Genomic DNA, 17,454 nt, shown 5'->3' on the forward strand with positions numbered 1-17,454 from the left:
GCGCAGCCCGGATTTCGAATACCGCCGGCAGATGGCGGGAACGCCGTAGGCGTGGAGCCATCTGGCTTTCATGATTCGTGATGACCGCGTTAGCGGTCATGTCTGTTTTCCGCCAGTTTCCATCCGCCTTTACAGCGCCGCGGACAGGCCTAAAAGCACCGCCAGAAATCCCAGGTTCCAGACGGTAAAGACCGCCAGATACCTCCCCTTTTTCTCCGGAAAATGGACGGCGATCTGCTTGTAGGAAATCAGGCTGGCCATGGAGGCGATGAGGGTTCCCAGGCCGCCCAGATTTGTGCCGATGATTAACTCCTGCCACTGGTCCGTAAACCCGGACAGCAGAAGGGCCGCAGGGACGTTGCTGATCACCTGGCTGGCCGCCACTGCCGCCAGACGCTCATTTCCCGCCAGCACACGCTCCAGAAACCGGCAGAAACCGGGCAGACGCCCCATATTGCCGATAAATATGAAGAAGGCGGCAAAGGTGAGCAAAAGCCCATAGTCCACCCTGGCAAGGAGGCCCCGCTGGTCCGCCAGCACTGCCAAAACCACCGCTGCCAGCAAAAGCTCCTCCCTCAGAAGGCCGGACACCGTGAGCAGGCACAGGGCAAAGAGGGCCAGATAGAGGCCGAGCCGTTTCCCGTTCGGCGCCGGCGGACACTCCAGGGGACACTCCACCGTCCGGCCGGAAAAGGCAAACGCCAGCCCGCCGGCAAGCATCGCCGCCGACGCTGCCGCGTAGGGGGCCATCAGGGCCACAAAGGGGCCCATTCCCATGCCGGACAGAGCGTAGAGATACAGATTCTGAGGGTTTCCGATGGGAGTCAGCATACTCCCCAGGTTGGCGGCGATGGTCATCAGGACCACGGTAATGCACACCCGTTTTTCCATGCCCGCCATCCCCAGCACCAGGACAGCGAAGGGGACGAAGGTCACCAGGGCCACGTCGTTGGTGATCACCATGCTGCAGACGAAACACAGGAACACCAGGCTGGCGGCCACTCCCCGCTCGCTGTGTACCTGCCGCAGGAGGGCCGCCCCCAAAAGGCGGAATACCCCCAGCTCCTGAAACCCAGCCATCACCGCCATCAGGCAGAATAAAAGCTCCAGGGTGCGGGTGTCAATGTAGCCCAGATACTCCCGGTCCGGCACTACGAAAAAGCAGGAAACTGCCGCCAGCAGGATGGCCGCGGACAGCACCGTCTCCTTTTTTACAAACTGTTTGATTCTTTCCACGTTTTTCTCTCCCGTTTTTTAAAGTGTGCGCTTGGCGCACACTCGCGCCGGAGCGCGGCTGCGTAAACAGCCATATTCCTCTGCGCGGAGTGCGCCTCCCGCCGGAGGCTTTTGTGTCATAGGAAACACTGTTTCCTACGGCATAAAAAGTGTGCGCTTGTCTCACAGGAAACGCAGAAAAACAGCGGGCAGGCCATTTCTCCCGCACGCTGTTTTCCTTTCCTGAATGAACTTTTATCTGCAGACCAGGTTGATGATCTTTCCGGGAACGTAGATCTCTTTTACGATGGTTCCCGTCATCTTGTCCGCCACCGCTGCCTTTCCGGCTGCCAGGGCGTCCTCCTTGGCCACATCCGCCGGCAGGCTCACCACCGCGCGGGTCTTTCCGTTCACCTGAACGGGGATCTCAATCTCGTCGTCCTTCATGGCCTCCTTGTCGCACTCCGGCCAGGACGCGTGGAATACGCTGTCCGTGCCGCCTAAGGCCTCCCACAGCTCTTCGCCCATGTGAGGCGCGAAGGGGGATAAGAGGATGACGAAGGTCTTTAAGGTCTCCTTGTCGATGCCGCCTTCCTGCTTGGCTAAGTCGATCAGCTTATTGTTGTACTCCATGAAACCGGACACGACGGTGTTTAAGCTGAACTGGTCAAACCGCTGCTCGATGTCAAACACCAGCTTGTGGCGCAGTTTCACCATTTCCTTCGTCTCCTTCACGTCCTTGTCCCGGTTGTCCATCACCAGGGAGTAGAACCGCTTTAAGAAACGGGCTACGCCCTCAATGCCTCTGTCGTCCCACTCCGCATCCAGCTCCGGCGGTCCCACAAAGAGCTCGTAGAGACGCAGGGCGTCGCAGCCGTAGTCTCTCACCAGATCGTCCGGGGAAACCACGTTGCCCTTGGACTTACTCATCTTGATGCCGTTCTTTCCGGTGATCATGCCCTGGTTAAACAGCTTGGTGAAGGGCTCGTCAAAGTCGATGACGCCGATGTCATAGAGGAACTTGGTGTAGAACCGGGAGTACAGCAGGTGCAGCACCGCGTGCTCTACGCCGCCGATGTACATATCCACCGGCAGGTACTTGTCCGCCTTCTCTCTGGAAACCAGCTCCTTGTCGTTCTTGCTGTCCACGTAGCGGAGGAAGTACCAGGAGGAACCGGCCCACTGGGGCATGGTGTTGGTCTCCCGCTTTGCCGGGGAACCGCAGCAGGGACAGGTGGTGTTCACCCACCAGTCGATGTCCGCCAGGGGGGATTCTCCCGTTCCCGTAGGCTGGTATTTCTCCACCTCCGGAAGGGTCAAGGGGAGCTGGTCCTCCGGAACCGGCACGTTGCCGCACTTCGGGCAGTGGATGATCGGGATAGGCTCTCCCCAGTATCTCTGACGGGAGAACACCCAGTCACGGAGCTTGTAGTTCACCGTCTTTTTGCCCAGGCCTCTGGCCTCGATCATGGCCGGTGCCTCTTTCTTCAGCACAGAGCTTTCCATGCCGTTCCACTCGCCGGAGTTGATCATGGTGCCGCTTGCCTCTGTGTAGGCCTCCGTCATATTTTCAATTTCCTTTCCATCCTTGGCGATGACCTGGATGATGGGAAGGTCAAATTTCTTCGCGAACTCAAAGTCACGGTCGTCGTGGGCCGGTACGCACATGATGGCGCCGGTGCCGTAGTCCGCCAGCACGTAGTCAGACAGCCAGATCGGCACCTTCGCGCCGTTTAAGGGGTTGATGGCGTAGCTGCCGGTGAACACGCCGGTTTTTTCCTTGTCCTGGAGACGGTCTACGTTGGACTTCATGGACGCGTCGAAAATGTATTTCTCCACAGCCTCTCTCGTCTCGTCGGTGGCCAGGCTCTTTGCCAGGGCGTGCTCCGGGGCCAGTACCATGAAGGTAGCCCCGTAGAGGGTGTCGGGGCGGGTGGTGTAGACCGTGATCTTCTCCTCTCTGCCGTCGATGGGGAAATCCACCTCCGCGCCGTAGGATTTGCCGATCCACTCGCTCTGCATCTTCTTTACCTTTTCCGGCCAGTCTAATTTGTCCAGGTCGTTTAACAGGCGCTCCGCATAGTTAGTGATCTTTAACATCCACTGGCGCAGGTTCTTCTTCGTCACCGGGGTGCCGCAGCGCTCGCAGCAGCCGTTTACCACTTCCTCGTTGGCAAGGCCGGTCTTACAGGACGGGCACCAGTTGATGGGGAATTCCTTCTCGTAGGCCAGGCCCTTTTTAAACATCTGGACGAAAATCCACTGGGTCCATTTGTAGAAACCGGGATCGGTGGTATTTACTTCCATATCCCAGTCGTAGATGGCCGCGATCTGGTTGATCTGGCGCTTGATGTTCTTTACGTTCTCCGCCGTGGAGATAGCCGGGTGAACGCCCATCTTGATGGCGTAGTTCTCAGCCGGAAGGCCGAAGGCGTCCCATCCCATGGGATGGATCACATATTTTCCTTTTAAAAGCTGATAACGGCTCCAGGCGTCGGAGATCACGTAGCCTCTCCAGTGTCCTACGTGCAGTCCGCTGCCGGACGGATAGGGAAACATATCCAGGCAGTAATATTTCTCCTTTTTGCCGTCGTTTACATTGATCGGGTGCTTTGCCCAGTTCTCACGCCATTTTTTCTCAATGGCCGTGTGATTGTACTGTGCCATGACAGTTCCTCCTTTTTGGTGGTTTCTTGGTGCTCTGACAGACGGCGGCAGGACAGATGTTCTGGCTTTTATTTCACAAAACGGACATGACCGCTAACGCGGTCATCACGAATTATGAAAGCCAGATGGCTCCACGCCTACGGCGTTCCCGCCATCTTCCTCTGCGCGAAGTGCGCCTCCCGCCGGAGGCTTTTATGTCATAGGAAACGCAGTTTCCTATGACATAAAAAAGCCCTGCGCCTCTATCATTTCTGTATAGAGACGCAAGACCATTCTTCTCACGCGGTACCACTCTATTTCACACGCCTGTCCGTGTGCTCCTCGTCGTCCCGGTAACGGCGGGCAGCCGGCCGTTCCTACTGGGATCCCCTGATCCGTTGGGAAGGCTACTCAAGGGCCAGTTCACCACGTTCACGCAACCGCCTTTCACCGGCCGGCGGCTCTCTGATGCGCTGTAGATGGCTACTACTCCCTGTCACAGTATTTGCGCTAGACCTTAATTTAGCACACTTGGCTTTTTCTGTCAACCGTTGTTTTCTGCCTTTTTCCACGGTTCTTTCCCGCTCCAGCTCAAAAGGCGGGCAGAATTTAGGATCACCAGCACGGAACCGGCGTTGTGTACCAGGGCGCCCACCACCGGATTTAAAACGCCAGTAGCGGCAAGCACAATGGCAATCCCGTTGAGCGTCATGGAGAAAGCCATGTTGCATTTGATGGTGACCATCATCCGTCTGGCCAGCAGAAGGAGGTGGGGCAGCTCCCTGATGTTGTCGTTTATGAGGGCGATGTCGGCAGCGTCCACGGCAATATCGCTTCCGATCCCGCCCATGGCAATTCCCACGTGCGCCTTCCGCAGGGCGGGGGCATCGTTGATCCCGTCTCCCACCATGCACACAGGATTTCCCGCCTGCTGGCTGGTCTCAATATAGTTCAGTTTATCCTCCGGCAGACAGCCGGCATACACTTTGGTAAGTCCCAGCTTTCCGGCGATATGGCTGGCAGCGCTTTCGTGGTCTCCGGTCAGGAGAACCGGCTCCGCCCCCGCCTCCCGGATCTCATAAACCGTTTCCGGGGCATCCGCCCGCAAGGTATCCGATAAAGCGGCCAGACCGGTCCCTTTCCCGTCCACTGCTATATAAATCACAGTGCAGCCCTGTTTTCGGTACGTCTCTGCCCTCCGTTTCCCCTCCTCCGGAAACAGAATTTGCCGTTCCTCCATCAGGGCCGCGTTTCCCGCCAGGATTTCACGACCCCGGATGCAGGCCGACACTCCCCGGCCTGGAACCATTTGAAAGGCCTCCGGCCGGAAAACGGACGCCCGGCTCTCCTCGTTCCCATTCTGGCCTTCCCGTTCACCGGCGATGCGTTCCCGCTCCCAGCCCCGGACCACCGCCCGCCCCACAGGATGTTCCGAGCGGGACTCCGCCCCAGCCAGGAGGGCAAACAGCTCCTCCCTCGTCCATTCTGCCTCCAGGCTCTCCACTGCCGTTACCTCCAGGGTTCCATGGGTCAGGGTTCCCGTCTTGTCAAAGGTGACTACGGACACGGAGGCAAGCCGCTCCAGAGCGTCCCCCTCCCGCACCAGACAGCCATGCCTGGAGGCGTTCCCGATGGCGGCCATGATCGCCGTGGGCGTTGCCAGCACCAGGGCGCAGGGGCAAAACACCACCAGAATGGTCACTGCCCGGATGAACTGTCCGCTCACCAGCCAGGTGAGAACTGCCGCCGTCAACGCCGTCACCACAATCCAGGTGGCCCAACGGTCAGCGATCCCCACGATTTTCGCCTTTCCGGCGTCTGCGGACTGCACCAGGCGGATCATCCGCTGGATGGAGCTGTCCTCTCCCACCTTCACCGCTTTCATGTCAAAGGCGCCAAACTGATTTACCGTTCCGCTGGAGACCTCGTCCCCCGCCCCCTTATCCACCGGCAGAGACTCTCCTGTCATTACCGACTGATCCACCGACGTCTGCCCCGCAAGGATCACGCCGTCCACAGGGATCGTCTCCCCCGGCAGCACCCGCAGCACATCCCCCGCGTTCACCTGTTCCGCGGGAATGACCGTTTCCGTTTCCCCCTTCAGCCGTCTGGCTGTCCTGGGAGTCAGGTGTACCAGCCGTTCAATCCCGGCCCTGGCTCTGGCCACCGTCACATCCTCCAAAAGGGCTCCTAACTGCATGATAAAGGCTACCTCCCCGGCGGCAAAGTCCTCCCCGATCAAAACAGAGGCCACCAGTGCGATGGACACCAGCACATCCGCCTTGATGTCGAAGGCCGTCACCAGCCCGATCACCGCCTCCAACAGGATGGGCAGACCGCAAAGCAGGATGGCGGCCCAGGCGGGATCCAGGCCAAAAAAACGGAAATGGGCCATACTGGCTGCCAGGGCTGCTCCGGAAACCGCCAGAAAGACCACATCCCGTTTCCTTCCTCCCCACTCCAAAATGCGCTCCAACCATTTCATATTTTGTTCCTCCTTTTCCTTTATACCTATATAGGTATAAGTATACTATACCTATAGGGGTATAAGTTGTCAAGAGAAACTGAAGGTTTGCAGCGCATTCACGGAAACGGAAACTGTGGGGCTGTCTGCGCCGGCAGCTGTCTTCCTCTGTGGGAGTCCCTCTCCGCTGAAGGCGTTTCAATGGGAAACACCGTTTTTTATAAAAAGTGGGCGCAGCAGCACACACTCGCGCCGGAGCGCGGCTGTGCCGGCAGCCAGTTTCCTCTGCGCGGAATGCGTCTCCCGCCGGAGGCGTTTGCGTCATAGGGGGCGCAGTTTCCTACTATAACACAAAAAAACCAGCCCTCAAAAGGACTGGTCCCTGTATCCTGCCTCTGGTTCAGTGCATATTGGCAAATCGCTCCACCGCTTTCGTGAAATTCGCGATGGTTTTATCCGCATCCCCGTGCTCAATGCCGTCCCGCACGCAGTGCTTGATATGACCTTCCAGCACCACCTGTCCCGCTTTGTGAAGGGCGGACTTGGCGGCGTTGATCTGGGAGAGGATGTCCTCACAGGGAACGTCCTCGTCAATCATGCGGTCAATCGCCTGTACCTGGCCTATGATTTTTTTCAACCGCCTGTGCAGATTGTCTGAATCCATACATTGTCTCATGTGATCGCCTCCTCGTATACCCACATGGGTATGCCTGCCGTCTATTTTCCGCCATTTTTGTCCGTTTGTCAAGTGGGCGCGGACAGGCCGCCGGCATCCGCGGAAAAATTCCTGTCCTTTCCGCCAAAACAGGCTCCGCCAGCCTCTTTTGCCCTCTAGCCTCTCTCCCGCCAGCTGCACAGCGCCCACACCGCCAGCCCGCGGCCGGCAAAGCAGGCGGCTGTCTCCGACAGGGAAAACATTTCCGCGCCAAAGGCGGAGGAAAGGCCCATCCCCAAAGCCGCCGCGCACATGATTAAAAGGTAGGCGGTCTCAAATTCCTGGGACATATGGCGTTTTTGCAGAAGCACCAGGGCGTAGCGCAGGCAGACGATCTCAAGCAGCAAAAGCACTGCCCCCACCGCCGTGGTCATCCGCTCCTCCAGTATCCCGTGCAGCCCCGCTAAAATCACCAGGCCCGCCATGGCCCCGTGGGCCCAGGGAGAGGTCCGTCCCTCCTCCCGCTCCAGCCCCGCGATCCCCATCACAAACAGGACGTAGCCGGGAAGGGTGAGAAATTCCCGTCCCCCAATGGCAGTCTGTGCCGTCACCAGCAGCAGCCCCGCCAAAATTTTGATCCTGTTTCCGTCCATATTCCGCCTCCTTCCAGCCATCCTCCCTCATCCTGCTCTCAGTATAGCATGGAGGGAGGCGGAACGTCTTTTCGATTTCCTTACGGTTTCTATACAGTTCCCAAAATTTTCCCGAAAGATTCGTATACGGCCTGGATGCGGTCCCCGGCGGCCAGCCCCTCGGAAAAGGCAGTGGCGCTCCCGGCGGAAAGTCCCATGCGGAGGGCGCAGCCAAAGTCTCCGGTTCTCAGCCAGCCGGCCAGAAACCCGGCCACCATGGAATCCCCGGCTCCCACGGCGTTTACCAGGCGGCCTTCCGGGGCCGGGAGCTGATGTCTCTCCCCATTCTGGTCCGCCAGCACCGCCCCCTCTCCCGCCATGGACACCAGCACATTCTTCGCCCCCATGGTCTGAAGGCGCTTGGCGTAGGAGATGGCCTCCTCCCGGCTGCGGATTTCCACGCCGAAAATCCCGCCCAGCTCGTGGTGGTTGGGCTTTACCAGAAACGGCTGATGGGCCAATGCCTCCGTCAAAAGGCTGCCGTCCGCATCCACCGCCGTCAAAACTCCGCGGCCGGAAAGCCGGCCTAAAATGTCCCCGTAAACGTTGGGCGGCAGAGAGCGGGGGATGGAACCGGCCAGCACCAGCACATCCCCCTGGCCCAGGGCCTCCAGCCGCCCTGACAGCCGCTCCCACTCCTTTGTCCCGATCTCCGGCCCCATGCCGTTGATCTCCGTCCCGTCAAAGTCCTTCAGCTTGACGTTAATCCGGGAGCAGCCGGAGGAAAGGGGGATAAAGTCACAGTGCAGCCCCAGCTCCTCCAGCCGCCTCTCGATCTCCTGGCCCACAAACCCGGCCGTAAAGCCCAGGGCCGTGCTCTCCAGCCCCAGCTCCCGCAGCACCAGAGACACGTTGATCCCCTTGCCTCCAGGAAATAAGCGCTCCTCCACCGTACGGTTCGTCCGTCCAAGGGCAAAGCCGTCCAGGGACACCACATAGTCCAGGGACGGATTAAAGGTGACTGTATAAATCATGAAAATTCCTCCCGTATCCGTTTTGCCGGCTTTCTAAAAAGTGTGCGCTTGGCGCACACCCGCGCCGGAGCTCGGCTGCGCCAGCAGCCATATTCCTCTGCGCGAAGTGCGCCTCCCGCCGGAGCGCGGCGGCCCATTTCCTATGAAACAAGAAGCAGCCGCAAAAGCCCCCGGCAGCCCAGGCAAAACAGCGCGGCCGACACTCCGTGAGCCGCCGCCAGCCCGTAAACTCCAAAGCCCCCAGGCGACAGGAGCAAAGCGGCCGCCGCCCCGTGGACCGCCAGGGAAACCACTGCCGCCAGGACAGCAACCGTCCCCTTCCCCAGCCGGATCAGGGCCGCCCCGCACACGGCTTCCACCGCCAGAAAGGGGATCGCCGCCCCGCAGAAAGCAGAAAGCCCCAGGGTCATTCCGCTCTCCATGCCAGGGTATAAAAGGCCACTCCCAAAGGCCCCAAGAAGTGCCAATACCACCGCACCCAGACACCCGGCGCCAGCGGACAGCCGTACCGCCTTCCCCAGACGCTCCCTGGCCTGTCTCCTGCCGTTTTTCCTCCCGGTGATGCCGGACACGAGGGCCAGGCCGGGAGCGGCGAACAAGGCCGCCAGGCAGAGAGCCGGCAGCAGACAGCGAAACAACAGCCCCCAGCCGGTTTCCCCGGCGATCAGGCTCCCGTCCCCGGCCGCCGGCTGCCGGTACAGCGCGCTATCCAGCAGAAAACTTCCTCCAAAGGCCAGCCACAAAAGCCCGGAATACAGGCCGCCGAAGGCCGGCAGCGCCGAAAATCCGGAAGAACCGGCCCCGCCGGAGGCCGTCTCCCGCCCCTCATTCCGCGTCCGCCTCTCCCAACCCTTTCCAAACAGGCCCAAAAGCGCCAGACAGGCTGCCAGGGCGATCCCGGCTCCCACGCCTAACCCAAGGAGGCTTCCGGAGGCGCCGAAGGCGCCGGAATATCCGGCTGTGCCGTACACCAGCTCCGACTTTCTCCCATCCAGACTGCCGGAGGCGGCCAGAGCTATGGCAGCCGCTCCTCCAGCCGCCTGCTCCAAAAACAGAAGGCCAATCGCCGTTCTCCCCGCGCCGAGGCCGGACATCCGCCCTCTGGCCGCACCCAGGGCCGGCAGAACTGCCGCCGCCAGCGCCAGGCTTTCCCAGGAGTACCTCTCCATGGGCCGTCCGAAAAAGGCCGCCAGTTTCTCCCCTCCGAGGAACAGACCGCCCCCAAGAAGGGCCCCAGCCGCCGCGGCCAGGACAAAGGCCTGATAAAACAGCCGTCTGGCACTCCGCCGTTTTCCCTTCCGCACCAGGGAGGCCGTCCGCCTCGCCACCGCCCAGGGAATGGCAAAGGCCGACAGCCCCCAAAGGGTGAGATAGGCAAAATAGGGAGCCGCCTGCCAGACGCTCCCCTCCTGCCCGATCCGGCTCAGAGCCGGAAACCGGAGCGCCGGCCCCAGAGCGGCGCACACCGCCGCCAGAGCCGGTCCTAAAAGCAGTACGGCCCCTCCGGTTCTGCCGTCTGCCCTCTCTGTTCTGTTAGTTCCCATAAAACTCCGTCCTGTCCACATATTTGGTAGAGAGGATGCACACCCAGGTCTTTCCCGGATTCAGCCGGATTTCCTCCCCATCCGGGCCGTAGTAGCGGGTGACGCCCTTTTCCTTCTTCCAGCTCACCGGCACCGCCTTCCCGTTGGTGGCGTAGTAGCCCCACTCTGAGGTCTCCACGTTGAAATTCTGATACTGCGTGTTGGCGTAGTAGCCGGACTGGCAGTACTGGATAATCACGTTTTTCACCGCCAGAGGGCCTTCGTCGCTCTGTTCCGGCGCTCCGGACTGATACCGGTGGTACAGCCCGTCTCCCTCCTCGTACTGAAAATAGGGGTGATACATGGTGTAGCCCGGCTCAATCCGGCCAGCCTCCACCGCCGTATCAAAGTCCAGGGTCACCGGCTCGTCCGGCCTGGCAAACTGGTAGTGCCCCTCATAGCCGTCCCCGTACTCCTGGCTGTAGCCCAGAGCCTGGATCACCTTCTGAATCCCCTGAAAGCTGGTGTAGGCGTTGTGAGGGGACTTTTTGTCCTTCGACCGGAAAAACGCCTGAGCGCCCTTTCCCTCGATCCCGTTGATATTGTCAATGCTGTCCAGATAAGGTTTCGCGAAGGTGCTCTGCCCGTAGTGGGCGTAAATGGCGTCAAATTCCTTGGCGAAATCAATGTAGCAGTTGCGGCAGCTGCGCACAGAACCAATCCGCTCCAGACCGTCGTAGTCCTCCAGAAGGGCCATATACCGGTTCATTTCCCCTTCCACAGGCACCTCGTAGATGACCCCGGCACGGCCCATGCCGTAGTGGGGCCAGGACTCCTTGTCGTTGCTGATCATCACCGCCAGGGGCCGGCGGTCGGCCTGCTCCACCGCCCGCATTTCCCCGGTGAGGTAGCTCTGGATCTTCCCGTCCACGGCAATCCGCTCCTGGGGAATGTACTCCGTTTCCGCCTTTGTCTCCTCCTGGGCGGCCGTCACCTCCACCGGCTTTTCCGCCTGCGTCTGCCCCGTCTCCTCCGGCAGTCCGTTCACCGCCTCCGCGTATTTATTTCCGCACCCGGGCAAAAGCAGGCTCAGAGCCAGTCCCAGGCACAGCGCAAATCCCCCCATCTTTCTCATCTGCGGTACCCTCTCCTCTCCAGGATTTCCTCCTGTTTTTTCTCCATGAGAAGGCGCTCCTCCTCCTCCATGTGGTCGTATCCGAATAAATGGAGCATACTGTGGGCCACTAAAAAGGCCAGTTCCCGCTCCCTGGAGTGGCCGTACTTTTCCGCCTGCTCCTCCACCTTATCCACGGAAACCACAATATCCCCCAGCATCAGCTCCCCCGTCTCCGGGTTAAAATAGTCCTCGGCCCGGTCCTCCAGCCCGTCAAAATCCGCCGGCCGCTCATAGTCCACCATGGGAAAGGACAGCACGTCCGTGGGGCTGTCAATGCCCCGGTGCTCCCGGTTGATCTCCCGAATGGCCTCGTTGTCCGTCAGGGTGACGCTCACCTCCGCCTCGTAGGGGCAGTCCTCGTAGTCCATGGCCTCCTCAATCACGTCGTTTATAATGGTTTCATAGGGCAGCTCCAGCCGCCGTTTCGCCTCGTATTCAATCTCTACGGTCATTTTTCCTTCTCCTCATGCCCTTGGGCTTTTCTCCCTTGTCCTTTAACTTGCTCTCGTAGTCGTCATAGGCCTGTACGATCTTCTGCACCAGGGGATGGCGCACCACGTCCTGGTTGGTCAGACGGCAGAATCCGATGTCGTCGATCTTTCCCAGGACCTTTAAAGCCATATCCAGTCCGGACACCGTACCCGGCGCCAGGTCCTTCTGGGTCTGGTCTCCGGTGACGATCACCTTGGAGCCAAAGCCGATCCTGGTGAGAAACATCTTCATCTGGGCCGGCGTAGTGTTCTGGGCCTCGTCCAGGATAATGAAGGCGCTGTCTAAGGTCCGCCCTCTCATGTAGGCCAGAGGCGCCACCTCAATCAGCCCCTTCTCCGAGTTGTGCAGGTAGCTCTCCGCCCCCATGATCTGGTAGAGGGCGTCGTAGAGAGGCCGCAGGTAGGGGTCGATCTTGCTCTGCAAATCTCCCGGCAGAAAGCCCAGCTTTTCCCCTGCCTCGATGGCCGGACGGGTGAGGATGATCCGGTTCACCTCCCCGTTTTTAAAGGCCTGGATGGCCATGGCCATGGCCAGATAAGTCTTTCCCGTTCCCGCGGGGCCGATGCCGAAGACAATCATCTTCTTGCGGATCAGGTCCACGTACTGCTTCTGCCCTACCGTCTTTGGCTTTACCGGCTTTCCGTTTATGGTGCGGCAGATGATGTCCTTGTCGATTTCCAGGATCTGCCCGTCACTCTCCGTGAAGGAGAGGGAAATGGCGTAGTCCACGTTCTGCTCCGTAATGGCGTTTCCCCGCTTGGAAAGCTCAATCAGGTTGGAAAATACGCTCTTGGCCTTTTTTACCATCTCCTCCGGCCCGATGACCTTGATCATGCCGTCCCTGGCGATCATGGTCACCCGCAGGGTCCTCTCGATTTTCTTGATGTAGCTGTCAAACTGCCCGCAGACGTTCTGCTCGTGCTCCGCGGGGATGTCGATCATGGTTTCAATCACACTCATTCTGTCCTGTCATTCTCCTCTACTGCTGATATTTTGCTGGACGTAAGCTCCCGGCTTTCTCCTATGGGCTCCCGAAGAACGGCGCTGCCCTCCACGGAAAAGCCAGAACCGGTTTCTACTATTCTAGCATTATTTTCCTCAATCTGCACCCCTTTTTCTGTCAATTTTTCCGAAAATTCCGTCAATGCCTGCTCTTTTGCCTCCTCCTTCTCCTCCGGCGTGCACATCCGCTCGTAGGAGCTGTACTCCTTAGCCAGGATTCTTCCCCACCACACCGGCAGGCAGAAATTTTCCGTCAGAGCCAGCTGGTGCTCCTCCGTGGCCGTTTTCCACTGGCTTTCCCCCTGCTCCGGCGGCATCAGGCGAAGGCTCCAGCCGCCCACAGTCAGAAACACCCCCCGGCGCTCCCAGCCCGTCATCGTCTCCACGGTTCTCCAGCCGCTGTAATCCTGACGGTAGGAGGCCGACGTCCTGGCGGTCACATCCCCGTCTGCTCGGACGTAGTGTTCCGCCACCACCGTTCCCCCGTCGTCAGTGATGGGCACCACGCCGCTGATCAGCACATCCCCGGCGGCCACCGTATCCCCCACAGCCACCTGAGGCGTGCCGCTGCGGACAATCATCTCCGTGATGATCCCGTCCTTTTCCGCCACAATGTCACAGGGGCCCGTCTCCAGCTCCGGAACGGAGGAGAGAACCTCATTCTCCTTTATCTTAACCAGGAGGCGGGTTCCCGATACCCGCGCCGATACCCAGGTGATCTCCGGAAAATCCGTGCGCAGGCTGTCCTCCAGATCCTGACAGTCCACCAGGCTTTTTGGCATCCCGCAGCGGATGTCCAAGCCGCCAAAATACCGTACCAGCGTGTCCTCCGTGTACATCCGGTTGCCCTCCACCTGGATGTCCCAGATAAAGAAGGACAGGCCGTAGAGCATGGCAAAACAGGCCGCCACCCCGGCGAAGAACAGTTTCCGTTTCCGGTTCCGGTATAAAAAAAAGGGCAGGCCGTACCGTCTCCGGATCCGGAGCTTTACCTGCGCCTTTCGGATGGGTTCCCTGGACTGGCGCAGCCCGGCCACCGTCATATAGCCCTCGCAGCCCTCCGGGGTGGCCCTAAGCCCCCACAGCTCGATCCCCCGGCTCCGGCAGAGGTTGAAAAACCGCTCCGGCGCCCGGCCGGTAAGCCGCACCAACAGATACCCGCCCAGCCAGCGGGACAGTCCTGCCCTCATGGCATCCCTCCTACATTTCCTCAAACTCGATCCGGCGGATCACTCCCGTTACCCTCATGCTTTCCTCATCGTAATAGTCGATCATCAGCCCGTTTCCTTCCACGGAGATCTTCCCGTTCTTTGTCAGAAGTTTCAGGCAGCCGTCCCCGTAAAAGAGAATGCTCCTGTAGTTTTCAATCACCATGGTCCGCCCTCCCTCCATGGAAATCACCGTCTCCCCCAGAACCACGTCCCTGGGCAGTCCCAGGGCATCCACGGCGGCCATCCTCACCCGACGTCCCATTGGCAGGGCCCCTTTTTGCGCCTTTCTACCACTGTATGCGGGAGAAGGCCGTTCCATACCTGGGAAGGGGAGGGGAAACGGCCGGCCGGAGGCTTTTGTGTCATAGAGGACGCCGTTTCCTATGACACGACGAAAAAATCCCCGATAGACTCTATCGGGGATTAACTGCAACTGATCTCAATTAGTTGAATTTACGTTTTCTAGCCGCTTCGGACTTTTTCTTACGTCTTACGCTCGGCTTCTCGTAATGCTCTCTCTTACGGATCTCCTGCTGGATACCTGCCTTTGCACAGTTTCTCTTGAATCTGCGCAGCGCGCTGTCCAGACTCTCGTTATCTTTTACGATTACGTTAGACATAGCTCACACCTGACCTCCCTCCAGTTGTGTAATGAGTGCAAAAAACAACTGTTTGGGTATTTTATAGCACTGCAGTAATTATATCATAAAATCCTGTTTCGTCAACAGGATTTTACAATTTTGTTGGAAATAACGGCTATTTTATCTGTTCTGCCACAACTTCCGCGCATTTCTCCAAAGCCGCGTCCACTCCCGCCGGGTTCTTTCCGCCCGCCTGGGCCATTCCCGGACGGCCGCCGCCGCCTCCGCCCACCAGGCCGGCAATGGCCTTGATGAGGTTTCCTGCGTGGGCGCCCTGTTTCTGGGCTCCGTCTGTGGCTGTGGCCATCAGGTTCACCCTGCCGTCGGTCACACTGGCCAGCACGATCACGCCCTCGCCCAGCTTGTCCTTTAACTGGTCGCCTAAGCCCCGCAGGCCGTTCATATCCACGTCCGCCACCTTGGCAGCCAGCAGTTTCACGCCGTTTACTTCTTTCACCTGGTTCATCACGTCCCCTAAGGAATCGTTTGCCAGCTTGCTCTTTAACTTCTCATTCTCAGAGTGAAGGGCCTTTAACTCCTCCTGCATGGCCTGGATCTTCTTTCTCAAGTCCGCTGGAGTGGTCTTCGCCGCCTCCGCTGCCAGGTGGAGTTCCTTCTCCACTTCCTCGTAGTGTTTCATCAGACCGGTAGCCGTCAGGGCCTCGATCCTTCTCACGCCGGCGGCGATGCCGGACTCGGAGATGATCTTAAAGGAGGAAATGGCGCTGGTATTGGCCACGTGAGTTCCTCCGCACAGCTCTGTGGAGAAATCTCCCATCCGCACCACGCGGACTGTCTCTCCGTATTTCTCGCCAAACAGGGCCATGGCTCCCGTCTTTTTGGCCTCATCCAGGGTCATCAGCTCCGTCTTTACGGGAAGGGCTGCCTGGATCTCCTGATTTACCAGCTCCTCCACCTTACGGATCTCCTCCGCGGTCATGGCGGAGAAATGGGTAAAGTCAAAGCGCAGACGGTCCTGATCCACATAGGAACCGGCCTGCTCCACGTGGTCGCCTAACACGGTGCGCAGCGCCTTCTGGAGCAGATGGGTGGCGGAGTGGTTGATGGCTGTAGCCGTTCTGCGGGCGGCGCACACCTGTAAGGTGACCGTCTCGCCCACCTGGAACATTCCCTTCACCACACGGCCCACATGGCCCACCTTGCCGCCCTGAAGGGCGATGGTGTCCTCCACCTGGAACTCTCCCTTGTCCGTCACAATCACGCCGGTGTCGGCCTGCTGGCCGCCCATGGTGGCGTAAAACGGGGTCTCCTCCACGATCACCGTGCCGGTCTGACCGTCAGTAAGGGCCTCCACCAGCTCCGTCTCCGTGGTCAACACCGTGATTTTTGACTGGTGGCTCAGGCGGTCATAGCCCACAAACTTCGTGGTGATAGCCGGGTCGATGGACTGGTACACGGTCACGTCAGCTCCCATGTAGTTCGTCGTCTTTCTGGCGGCTCTGGCCTTCTTCTTCTGCTCGTCCATGGACGCCTTGAAACCGTCCTCGTCCACGGAGAAATTCTTCTCCTCCAGGATCTCCTTCGTCAGATCAATGGGAAACCCGTAGGTATCGTAGAGCTTAAAGGCGTTCTCGCCGGAGAGGACGGTCTCGCCCTTCTCCTTCATCTCCGCCTCCATGCCGGCGAGGATGGCAAGACCCTGGTCGATGGTCTTGTTAAACTTCTCCTCCTCCTCGGTGAGGACTTTTAAGATCATGGCCTGTTTCTCCTCCAGCTCCGGATAGCCGTCCTTGGAGAGCTCGATCACCTCTTTTGCCAGGCCGGCCATGAAACGGCCCTCGATGCCCAGGATTCTTCCGTGGCGGGCGGCGCGGCGCAGCAGGCGGCGCAGCACGTAGCCCCGTCCCTCATTGGAGGGCATGATGCCGTCGGAAATCATGAAGGTACAGGATTTCACGTGGTCGGCGATGATGCGCAGGGACACGTCCTTCTTCTCGTCCTTCTGGTACTCGGTGTGGGCCAGGGCGCAGACGGCGTCCAAAAGGGCCTTGTTGGTGTCCACGGTGAACAGGGAGTCCACATCCTGAACCACCACCGCCAGGCGCTCCAGTCCCATGCCGGTGTCGATATTCTTCTGTTTCAGCTCGGTGTAGTTGCCGTGTCCGTCATTCTCAAACTGAGTGAACACGTTGTTCCACACCTCAATGTAGCGGTCACAGTCGCAGCCCACGGTGCAGGTGGGCTTTCCGCAACCGTACTTCTCGCCTCTGTCGTAATAGATCTCGGAACAGGGGCCGCAGGGGCCGGCGCCGTGCTCCCAGAAGTTGTCCTCCTTGCCGAAACGGAAGATCTTCTCCTTGGGAATGCCGATCTCCTTGTTCCAGATGTCGAAGGCCTCGTCGTCGTCCAGGTATACGGACGGGTACAAACGCTCCGGATCCAGTCCCACCACCTCTGTGAGGAACTCCCAGGACCAGTGGATGGCCTCGTCCTTAAAATAATCTCCAAAGGAAAAGTTTCCCAGCATCTCAAAAAAGGTGCCGTGGCGGGCCGTCTTTCCGATGTTTTCAATGTCTCCCGTACGGATACATTTCTGGCAGGTGGTCACGCGTTTTCTGGGCGGAATCTCCTGTCCTGTAAAATATGGCTTTAACGGAGCCATTCCCGAATTGATCAGCAATAAGCTGTTGTCATTATGCGGAACCAGGGAAAAGCTCTTTAAGGCCAGATGGCCCTTGCTCTCAAAAAACTCCAGGAACATTCTCCTCAGTTCGTTCACACCATACTTCTGCACGTCTCAT

The 17,454-nt window shown here is 59.1% G+C and carries 14 protein-coding genes and 1 other annotated feature; all 14 genes read right to left on the minus strand.

Annotation, left to right across the window (positions count from 1 at the left end; all coding sequences use genetic code 11):
* Positions 1-129: 129 nt before the first annotated feature.
* The 14 genes from B5E84_RS01420 to alaS all read right to left on the minus strand — a co-directional run bounded on the left by B5E84_RS01420 (position 130) and on the right by alaS (position 17,414).
* Positions 130-1,236 (minus strand): SLC13 family permease, encoded by a 1,107-nt coding sequence (locus B5E84_RS01420; protein WP_087218067.1) that lies wholly within the window; start codon positions 1,234-1,236, stop codon positions 130-132.
* A 234-nt stretch (positions 1,237-1,470) separates the two neighbouring features.
* Positions 1,471-3,882 (minus strand): leucine--tRNA ligase, encoded by a 2,412-nt coding sequence (gene leuS / locus B5E84_RS01425; RefSeq protein ID WP_087218070.1) that lies wholly within the window; start codon positions 3,880-3,882, stop codon positions 1,471-1,473.
* A gap of 254 nt (positions 3,883-4,136) precedes the next feature.
* Positions 4,137-4,370: a binding site (T-box leader), on the minus strand.
* Between the two features lie 35 nt (positions 4,371-4,405).
* Positions 4,406-6,346 (minus strand): heavy metal translocating P-type ATPase, encoded by a 1,941-nt coding sequence (locus B5E84_RS01430; protein ID WP_087218073.1) that lies wholly within the window; start codon positions 6,344-6,346, stop codon positions 4,406-4,408.
* 379 nt (positions 6,347-6,725) lie between these two features.
* Positions 6,726-7,001, minus strand: coding sequence for a metal-sensing transcriptional repressor (locus B5E84_RS01440; RefSeq protein WP_087218079.1), 276 nt, complete (start codon positions 6,999-7,001; stop codon positions 6,726-6,728).
* Between the two features lie 155 nt (positions 7,002-7,156).
* Positions 7,157-7,633 carry a hypothetical protein gene (locus tag B5E84_RS01445; RefSeq protein WP_087218082.1) on the minus strand — a complete coding sequence of 159 codons (477 nt, stop codon included), beginning with the start codon at positions 7,631-7,633 and terminating at the stop codon, positions 7,157-7,159.
* A gap of 89 nt (positions 7,634-7,722) precedes the next feature.
* Positions 7,723-8,646 carry a 1-phosphofructokinase gene (gene pfkB / locus B5E84_RS01450; RefSeq protein WP_087218085.1) on the minus strand — a complete coding sequence of 308 codons (924 nt, stop codon included), beginning with the start codon at positions 8,644-8,646 and terminating at the stop codon, positions 7,723-7,725.
* 140 nt (positions 8,647-8,786) lie between these two features.
* Positions 8,787-10,190, minus strand: a complete 1,404-nt coding sequence (locus B5E84_RS01455) for a hypothetical protein (RefSeq protein ID WP_087218088.1) — start codon at positions 10,188-10,190, stop codon at positions 8,787-8,789.
* A complete protein-coding gene (locus B5E84_RS01460; protein WP_087218091.1) occupies positions 10,180-11,304 on the minus strand; it encodes a DUF3048 domain-containing protein in 1,125 nt (374 codons plus the stop codon). The genes B5E84_RS01455 and B5E84_RS01460 overlap by 11 nt, the downstream gene beginning before the upstream one ends.
* Complete coding sequence (gene ybeY, locus B5E84_RS01465) at positions 11,301-11,798, minus strand: rRNA maturation RNase YbeY (RefSeq protein ID WP_087218094.1); 498 nt, start codon at positions 11,796-11,798, stop codon at positions 11,301-11,303. The genes B5E84_RS01460 and ybeY overlap by 4 nt, the downstream gene beginning before the upstream one ends.
* A complete protein-coding gene (locus B5E84_RS01470; RefSeq protein WP_087218096.1) occupies positions 11,782-12,798 on the minus strand; it encodes a PhoH family protein in 1,017 nt (338 codons plus the stop codon). Before B5E84_RS01470 ends, ybeY begins: the two co-directional genes overlap by 17 nt.
* Positions 12,795-14,030, minus strand: a complete 1,236-nt coding sequence (locus tag B5E84_RS01475) for a sporulation protein YqfD (protein ID WP_087218099.1) — start codon at positions 14,028-14,030, stop codon at positions 12,795-12,797. The genes B5E84_RS01470 and B5E84_RS01475 overlap by 4 nt, the downstream gene beginning before the upstream one ends.
* Positions 14,031-14,040: 10 nt before the next feature.
* Positions 14,041-14,313, minus strand: coding sequence for a YabP/YqfC family sporulation protein (locus tag B5E84_RS01480; RefSeq protein ID WP_087218102.1), 273 nt, complete (start codon positions 14,311-14,313; stop codon positions 14,041-14,043).
* A 181-nt stretch (positions 14,314-14,494) separates the two neighbouring features.
* The gene (gene rpsU / locus B5E84_RS01485; protein WP_087218105.1) at positions 14,495-14,671 is read right to left on the minus strand and encodes a 30S ribosomal protein S21; all 177 of its coding nucleotides are present in this window, start codon (positions 14,669-14,671) and stop codon (positions 14,495-14,497) included.
* Between the two features lie 136 nt (positions 14,672-14,807).
* On the minus strand, positions 14,808-17,414 hold the full coding sequence (gene alaS, locus B5E84_RS01490; RefSeq protein WP_242963216.1) for an alanine--tRNA ligase: 2,607 nt from the start codon (positions 17,412-17,414) through the stop codon (positions 14,808-14,810).
* Positions 17,415-17,454 lie beyond the last annotated feature (40 nt).

It is taken from the genome of Lachnoclostridium sp. An14 (genome assembly GCF_002160755.1).
GTDB lineage: Bacteria > Bacillota > Clostridia > Lachnospirales > Lachnospiraceae > Lachnoclostridium_A.